General features: G+C 28.8%; 3 protein-coding genes and 1 pseudogene. 1 reads left to right on the forward strand and 3 read right to left on the reverse strand.

Going from position 1 to position 7,583, the window contains the following annotated elements:
• Nucleotides 1-180 precede the first annotated feature (180 nt).
• Together E6A48_RS09430 and E6A48_RS09435 are read right to left on the reverse strand one after the other, a co-directional pair.
• Nucleotides 181-2,007 carry a methyl-accepting chemotaxis protein gene (locus E6A48_RS09430; protein ID WP_219709965.1) on the reverse strand — a complete coding sequence of 609 codons (1,827 nt, stop codon included), beginning with the start codon at nucleotides 2,005-2,007 and terminating at the stop codon, nucleotides 181-183.
• 244 nt (nucleotides 2,008-2,251) lie between these two features.
• Complete coding sequence (locus tag E6A48_RS09435; RefSeq protein ID WP_219709966.1) at nucleotides 2,252-4,639, reverse strand: sodium-translocating pyrophosphatase; 2,388 nt, start codon at nucleotides 4,637-4,639, stop codon at nucleotides 2,252-2,254.
• 182 nt (nucleotides 4,640-4,821) lie between these two features.
• Between E6A48_RS09435 and E6A48_RS12220 the strand changes: the two are divergent.
• Nucleotides 4,822-5,664: pseudogene (locus E6A48_RS12220) on the forward strand (DDE-type integrase/transposase/recombinase).
• A 211-nt stretch (nucleotides 5,665-5,875) separates the two neighbouring features.
• On the opposite strand, the gene E6A48_RS09445 reads toward E6A48_RS12220, so the two are convergent.
• A complete protein-coding gene (locus E6A48_RS09445; protein WP_219709967.1) occupies nucleotides 5,876-7,393 on the reverse strand; it encodes an aryl-sulfate sulfotransferase in 1,518 nt (505 codons plus the stop codon).
• Nucleotides 7,394-7,583: the final 190 nt, after the last annotated feature.

Genomic DNA, 7,583 nt, shown 5'->3' on the forward strand with positions numbered 1-7,583 from the left:
CATAGATAATATAAACCATTATTTAGCATTTTTAACTATAGGACTCTCTTTCATTCTTATAATCTCTATTTATTGTACAAAAAAGATAAAATTGTCAAAAATGCTAATAATTTTTATTATAATAAAAAAGCTATCTTCATTATATTAAGATGAGATAGCTTTATATTAAATTAATATATTTTATATTTTAAAAAATTCTATACTTTTTTCTAAAAACTTAGCCTTTTCCAATAAAGATTTTGAAACCTCATAAGAACTCTCTGCCAAACTTGCATTCTGAGCCGTAGCACTTTCCATATTATTAACCTCTACACTTATCTGATTAGTACCGGATTCTTGTTCCAAAGTATTTGATGTAATAGCCTCCATAAGCTCAGAAGTTTCTGTTACTTTCTTTTGTAAATCAACAAATATTTTTTGAGATTCTTTAGCAGTTTCTGTAGCCACAGCAACTTTTTGTGTTGTATTATCTACTAAATCAGTAATATCTTTTACAGAAGCTTGAGTAGTTTGAGCAAGATTTCTTACTTCAGAAGCAACAACAGCAAAACCCTTACCCTGATCTCCTGCACGTGCTGCCTCAACAGAAGCATTAAGAGCAAGTATATTAGTTTGAAAAGCAATATCTTCTATTATTTTAGTAATGTCTTTAATCTTTTCACTAGAATGATAAACCTCTTCCACATTAGAAGCTGTTTTTGATATTATATTAGCAGCATTTTCAATAAATACAATAGATTCAGACATCATATTCTTACCAGCCACAGATTTTTCCGCTGATATCTTAATGCTAGAAACCATCTCCTCTATACTAGCAGCTGTTTCCTCTAAACTTGATGATTGAGAATCTGTTCTCTGAGATAATTCATTACTACTTTCCATCATATTTTCTGCCGCCTCTATTATTTCATTAGAAGCATTATTAACATTAGAAACTACTTCAGATAATCTACTACTCATCAAATCAAAAACCCTCTCCAATTCTCCAAACTCATCTTTTCTATAATTTGTTATATTACTCTTTCTTATATTTCCATTAGATATATTTGTGGCATGAATCATTAGATTTTTTAATGGATATGTAACTCTTTTAATATATAGAAAAGCAAAAATATTTATAAAAATAATAGATAATATACAAATAACTATTGATATCTTTATAGAATCATTATTAGCCTGATAAATAATTTTATCATCCATAGCCATAATTAAATACCAAGGCAAATTATCTATTCTAGTATAAACAGCAGTTCTAGAATCATGACTTACAGAAGATATATAAGTCATATACCCAGATAATTGATTAGAAGAAATAATTTGTTCATAAGCCTCATTAGCTTTGGTATTAAGCTCATTTTTAGTATCCAAAACTATATTTCTATCATCATCTACTGCAAATATTCTTGTTCTTTCAGGAAGTTTCAAATCTTGAAGTCTTACAGATAAATCTTCCCAATCCATAATAATATATACATTTCCTATATGCTCACCATTATAAAACACCCCAGAAAGAGCAGCTAAAGACCATTTATTATCAGCAACAGATTTTTGTAATTGATCATCAAAAGAAGCTTTATTGTTATTTGCTTTTAATATATTTAAAATATTTGTTCTAATTGTGATAATATTCTCACCTATCTTTACACCATTTACATTATCCAATATTATACCATTTGTATCAGTTAAACCTATATCTAAAACCAAATCGTTAATTGCTTCAAATTCAGCGAGTACAGGTCTAATATCAACAGCATCTCTATTTAAAAGATATGATATTACAACAGGAGATACTGCATAAGTTCTTATTAAATTTCTCTGATCATCTAACCAAGTATCCAACATCTCTTTATAACCAGTAACTGTGCTATTAAATCCAGATAAAGTAGATTCTTTTATTGTTTTATTAGACCTTATAGATAATATAACAACTATCAAAACTAAAAAAAATGTACTAAGCAAACTGATTGCAATAGGCATTTTCACCCTGATGGAGTGTCTTTTTTTCATAATGTATTCCTTATATTGTTGTTGTAGTGTGCGAGTTTATATTAAAATATCTTTAATGTCAATATAATATGTAATTTTTATTCTTAGAATATGTAAATATTATTCTATAATTTAGTTACAACAAATAAAGATAGTACATATAGAACATTTATTTTAATTATTATAAATATTTTCAATTTAGGCATAAAAAAGCTGCTTAACTAATTAAAGTCAAGCAGCTTATATATATATTTAATAAAATTTATTACTTAATAATTTGGTCAGCTATTCCAAGTAAAGCCTGAATTTTTGGTGAGAAAGCAACAACAGCACCAGCAAATACAACACTTATTAAGCTCATAAGTTTAATAAGAATGTTTAAGCTTGGTCCAGAAGTATCTTTGAATGGGTCACCAACTGTATCACCTATAACAGCAGCAGCATGATTAGGGTTAGTAATTTTATTACCATTTTCATCAAGTATCTTCTTACCACCTAAATTACCAGCTTCGATATATTTTTTAGCATTATCCCAAGCACCACCAGCATTAGACATCATAACAGCCATAGCAAAACCAGAAGTTAAACCACCAACTAACATACCTATAACAGCTGGTACACCAAATATAAAACCAACAACAACAGGTACAACTATAGCAAGTACAGAAGGAACAATCATTTCTTTTTGAGCAGATTTAGTACAAATTTGAACAGCTTTCTCATAATCAGCCTTAGCACCAGCCTCTCCAGCTAATAAACCTTTAATCTCTCTAAATTGTCTTCTAACTTCCTCAACAACTCCAGCAGCAGCACGTCCAACAGCTTTCATAGTTAAAGCACAGAAGAAGAATACTAACATAGCACCAATAAATATACCAACTAATACTTTAGGGTTCATCAAGTGAATATTGAAAGCATTCATAAACTCATTCATATGCAAGCTATAAACTATTTTTTGATATAATTCTGCAGGTGTGTTAGCAGTATACTCTACAGTACCAAGATTAATAGAAGTTAAATTACCAGAATTAATCATTCTACCTAAAGAAACTTTAATCTCTTCTATATAAGCAGCAATTAAAGCCATAGCAGTTAAAGCAGCAGAACATATAGCAAAACCTTTACCAGTAGCAGCAGTAGTATTACCTAAAGAGTCTAAAGCATCAGTTCTCTCTCTAACACTCTCAGGAAGACCAGACATCTCAGCATTACCGCCAGCATTGTCAGCTATAGGACCATAAGCATCTGTAGCTAATGTGATACCTAAAGTAGATAACATACCAACAGAAGCTAAAGCAATACCATATAAACCTTGAGAGAATGCAGAAGCACCAGCACCAAAACCTCCAGCAAAACCAAATGCTAATATAATAGAAACAACTACTGTAACAACAGGTATTAAAGTAGATTGCATACCAACAGCAAGTCCGCCGATTATAACTGTAGCAGGACCAGTTTTAGATTGTTCAGCAACCCATTGAGTAGGTCTGTATTCAGCAGCTGTGTAATATTCTGTAAAGAAACCAACAACGTTACCAGCTATAAGTCCTACAATTATAGAAACAAATAAGCCTAAGTTGTTTGGAAGAAGCATTTTTACTAATATAAAAGCAACTACTATTATTATAGCACTGCTCACATAAACACCAACTCTTAAAGATTTTAATAATTCTCCCATAGTAGCACCTTCTTTAGTTTTAACGAAGAATACACCTATTATAGAAGAAAGAGTACCAATAGCAGCAAGTATCATAGGAAGAGATACAGCATATATAGGACTAATATCAGGATTAATATAACCAAAAGCAGCAGAACCTAAACTCATAGCAGCAAGTATAGAACCTGCATAAGATTCATATAGGTCAGCACCCATACCAGCAACGTCACCAACGTTATCACCAACGTTGTCGGCTATAACAGCAGGGTTTCTAGGGTCATCTTCAGGTATTCCAGCTTCAACTTTACCTACCAAGTCAGCACCAACGTCAGCAGCTTTAGTAAATATACCGCCGCCAACACGAGCAAATAAAGCTTGGAAAGAAGCACCTACACCAAAACTAAGCATTGTAGTAGTTACAAAGTGCATCTTAGCAGATATAAACTCTGAAGAATCACGAGCAATATTACCTAAAGCCAAGAAGTCAGTATTAAACCAACTATTATCAAGCCAAGCATTAAGTATTATAAACCACATAGATATATCAAATAAAGCTAAACCAACAACAGTAAGACCCATAACAGCACCAGAACGGAAAGCTATAGTTAAACCTTGGTTTAGTGATTTGCTAGCAGCATTAGCAGTTCTTGCTGATGCATAAGTAGCAGTTTTCATACCTAGAAAGCCAGAAAGTGTTGAGAAGAAACCTCCTGTTAAGAAACCTATAGGAATGAATGGATTTTGTACTTTTAAAGCATAAGAAAGAATAGCAAAAATTATGAAAGCTCCAGCAAAGAAGAAAGCTATAACTCTATATTGTTGTTTAAGATAAGCTATAGCACCAGAGCGAACATGCGAAGCAATTTCTTTCATTTTGTCTGTACCTTCATCTTGCTTACGCATCCATTTATAAAAATAGAATGCAAAAGCTAAGGTTAGAATTGCCGCTGATATTGTAAAAAAGCGGGCATTTTGAGCTAAAATTTCGTATTTCATATACTTACCCTATTTTTTGAATTTTGTTAGAAATTATACAGTTATGTAGTATATCATAAAACTCATAAATTGTCAATTATTTTTAAAATCATTTTTTGTTTAGGAGCCACAGATACTGCACACTTTTTAGTTTAAAAAAAGCAGGTATTCCTTATAATTTAAATTAGCAGAAATAAACCAATATGAAACAATATAATTCAAATCAGAAAAAAAAGATAGTATTAACTATTAACAAAGTAAAAAATAAAAAAGCACAGGCTTTAAAATTTAATATTAGTATTAGAAGTTATTATTATTGGAAAAAGAAATTACAAGAAACAGAGAAAATAGAAAATTAAAGCAGAAAACCTAAAAATAGTCCAAATAAATATCAAAATAAAAAGATTATTAATAAAATTATTGAAATACGAAAGAAATATAAATACGGTAAAGTAAAAATAAAAAAACTATTAGAAAGAGAAGATATTAAAATAGGGACTAGTGCTATAGAAACAATATTGAAAGAGCATAATTTATATAACAAAAGAAAGAGAAAATTAAGGAAGAAACATAAAGGAAAGCATGCTATTTATATTAAAGAAGCAGGAGAAAAGATACAAATAGATGTCAAATATGCTTTTTTTGGAGAAATACGCTATTATCAATTTACTGCTGTAGATTTAGCCACTAGAATGAGTTTTAGATATTTATATGATGAAAAAAGTCCTTACAATACCATTGATTTTGTAAAACGAATGTTAGATTATTTTCCTTTTAGAATACATTGTATTCAAACAGACAATGGTACAGAATTTACTTATCGAAAACATTCATTTGATACACAACACCCTTTAGATATATTTTGTAAGAAGAACTATATTAAAAGAGTTTACAGTCCTGTTGCCTCACCTTGGTATAATGGCGTAGTAGAGAGTACACATAGGCTAGACCAAAAAGAATTTTATGACTTTTGTATACAAGAATTAACTTTAGAGAAAGCTAATCTAAAATTAAGAAAATATAATAATTTTTTCAATTATAAATGAATACATTCTGCTTTAAATTATGATACACCTATGCTATACTTTTATAAATTAAGGAATTCCTAACTGCAATATGTTTAGCTTCTGTGCATTTAAAATCATTTTTAATTATAAATATTAGTTAATTCAAGACAATTATTAATAATATCAATTATAAAAAGGCTCAATCACAGTATTGTAATTAAGCCTTCATTATACTTTATTATAATAAAAATTAATTAGGATTCTTCAAATTGCAGTCCTCTGAATAAACTCTTCCTTCATCATAGTACAAAGGCATTTTATCTCCTCTATAAACATCAAATGGTAAATCTAATTTAAATAATTCTTTTTTACTATTTTTTCCTACTTCCAATATTATACCTAAATTAGCATAACATAATAATATATTTTGATAATTTTCTCCTGTAAAATCTACATCAGACATAGTTCTTGAATAGAAAGATGAATCTTTATATTCATAAACTTTAATAGCTGTATAATTACCATGTGTACCTGTTATTTTATATTCTACATATCTTGAACCATTAGGATTAGAATCTTCGTCACCTTGATTGTCAAACATACCTAAATTGCCATTAGCAAGTAAAAACAATGCATGTTGATTTTTAGGACCATCATATATACCTGCCCCTTTTACCCTATAAGCTTCTAAAGATTTTAAATCTTTAAAATGATAATCATATGGTAAACCATCACTAGCAGTTAGAGTAACATCTATTTTTAATTTCAAGCTATTATCTGCCATCCACCAAATAAGTTTCCATTCTGAATAATCTATAGCTAACACTGCTCTTTTTCTTGATGAAACATATAAAATATCTTCTGACGAATCATATACTAATGAATTAACATGAAACCAATCTACCCATCGTTCATTTCCATTATTATCTTTATATATATTATTTACTTCTTCTCCAAATACTATTTTTTTAAATATTGATTCATCTCCAGGATATGTTTTAAAATCCAAAGAGTTTTGTATTAATTTACCAAAACTTAAATCTCTTAATTTTGTACCTACTCTATTTATTTCTATAAGTCTATCTTCCCACCCCATAGTTGAATACGATAAATATATATAATTACTATTTATTTTTATAGCATCATGATGACTTACTGATGGATATTGTACTAAAACATTTCCTAACAAATCACTGTTTTTTGCACTATAATTTGGAAATAAAACTATTCTCTTATTTTCAATATAAAATTTCGAACCAGAATACCCAGTTTTTAAATATCTTGTATATCCATTTCTAGATATACCAATATCGAATTCTTCCATTGGATTTAGAAAAAAATATAACTCAGGATTATTTTTATATTTTTCTTCAGGTAAATTATTAATTGCCACATCATATTTTTTTTGTATATTTATGCCATTATATGATAAACTTCCTACACTAACATTTTTAGTTATTATTCTTCCTCCATCATTTATTTCAATAACATTATCAGACTCAGGAAACATGCCATGTATTTCAAACTCCATGCCATAGCCTGATGGATAAGTATGTATTATATCTGGTTCTCCATAAAGTCCTTTAACTGTTACTGTTATAGGTAAAGCATTAACTGTTTCTGTTGTATAAACTGCTGATAATGGCGTAACTCCATAAGGATTAACCACTATTTCTCCAATTCTACCAATAGAAGATGATGAATTATTCTTACATGATAAAGCAAATAAACTTGTAATTAATAATATAATTAATAGTATTTTTCTCATAGATAACATCCTAAAATATTTATATCAATGAATTTTTATACAGAATATTAAAAGATAGTATTTTTTTATATAATACAATGGTAGCATTTTGGAATAGATTTTTAAAATTGGATAATAAAAATTGATTTTGTTTAAAAAATTTAAATAATGAAAAATTATTTTGTGTTGTGTTGTGTTGTGTTGTGTTGTG

It is taken from the genome of Brachyspira pilosicoli, assembly GCF_019402445.1.
Lineage (GTDB): Bacteria > Spirochaetota > Brachyspiria > Brachyspirales > Brachyspiraceae > Brachyspira > Brachyspira pilosicoli_B.

Bases quoted from the DNA above. Each gene is read 5' to 3' on its own strand.
- E6A48_RS09445 (WP_219709967.1), bottom strand. From the start codon at position 7,393: ATGAGAAAAATACTATTAATTATATTATTAATTACAAGTTTATTTGCT.
- E6A48_RS09430 (WP_219709965.1), bottom strand. From the start codon at position 2,007: ATGAAAAAAAGACACTCCATCAGGGTGAAAATGCCTATTGCAATCAGT.
- E6A48_RS09435 (WP_219709966.1), bottom strand. From the start codon at position 4,639: ATGAAATACGAAATTTTAGCTCAAAATGCCCGCTTTTTTACAATATCA.